1 protein-coding gene is annotated in these 1,248 nt (G+C 45.0%); it reads left to right on the forward strand.

The window, feature by feature from the left end:
- Positions 1 to 158: 158 nt before the first annotated feature.
- On the forward strand, positions 159 to 1,248 hold a 1,090-nt coding region (locus KZ793_RS22330; RefSeq protein ID WP_225817268.1), incomplete at its 3' end, for a filamentous hemagglutinin N-terminal domain-containing protein.

A 1,248-nucleotide genomic window follows, 5' to 3' on the forward strand; every position in this document is an offset into this window, starting at 1 on the left:
ACACATTAGAATGGTTTAATGATGTAACTATTAAGTCATCAATATTCTCTGTAGGTAGATGACCATTTTATCACCGCAGCCTGACCATAGAACCGGATCATTTATTGGTCAACATCACTGACTTTGTCACACTTAAATTAAACAAAAGGGAAAGTACAATGAGTAAACGCAACAACTCTGTGGCAAGAGGCACGAGTTATCTTTTAATTTACCTGACGGCAATCCAGCCGCTACACCCGACGATTGCCGCGGGAATAACACCGGACAATAACCATACGCAGGTACAAAATCAGGGCAATATCCCGGTGGTGAATATTGCCACGCCGAATGACGCGGGGATATCTCACAATACTTATAAAGAGTTCAATGTTGCCACTCAAGGCGCCGTACTGAATAACGCCACTCAAGCGGCTCAATCACAACTGGCCGGGCAACTTAACGCCAACCCTAATCTGCATGGAAAAGCAGCGGAACTGATTATTAATGAAGTGACCGGCAGTGGACAATCTAACCTGCAAGGCCGGTTGGAAATTTTCGGCAATAAAGCCAATGTGATGATTGCCAACCCCAACGGCATTACCTGTGATGGCTGTGGTTTTATTAATACGGCCAGTGCCACACTGACCACGGGTAAACCCCAATTTGATAAACAAGGCGCGTTGGAAGCATTAGAGGTTAAAAAAGGCCAAATCACCATTGGCGGTAAAGGGCTGGATGGCAAGGCGACGGATTATGTCGATATTATCAGCCGGGCGTCTGAACTGAATGGAAAAATTCAGGCGAATAATTTATCCCTTACACAAGGAGCTAACCGGATTGATTTTAACGATGGCACAGTGAAAAAAATCACCGGAGAAGGCGCTAAGCCTCAATTAGCGATTGATACCAAAGCATTAGGGGGTATGTACGCGAATAAAATCCGCCTGATTGCCACAGAAGAGGGTGTCGGCGTTAATCTGAAAGAGTTAACCAGTGACCAGCGTGATATTACCTTGAATGTTAATGGCAAAATTGAACTGGGAAATGCCAAAGCCAAAACGGATTTTAACCTCAGTGCCAGAGAAACTCATATTGCCCCTAATATCAAGGTACAGGCAGAACGGGATATTACGCTGGCAAATACTCAATTGGATAATAAAGGGCGTGTCACTGCGGGCCGGGATGCCCGGATATGGGGTGATACTGTGCGTAATACCGGTGATAAAGCACTTCTGCAAGCCAATAATAATATGTGGATTCAGAAGGATG

It is taken from the genome of Photorhabdus antumapuensis, assembly GCF_020387775.1.
GTDB lineage: Bacteria > Pseudomonadota > Gammaproteobacteria > Enterobacterales > Enterobacteriaceae > Photorhabdus > Photorhabdus antumapuensis.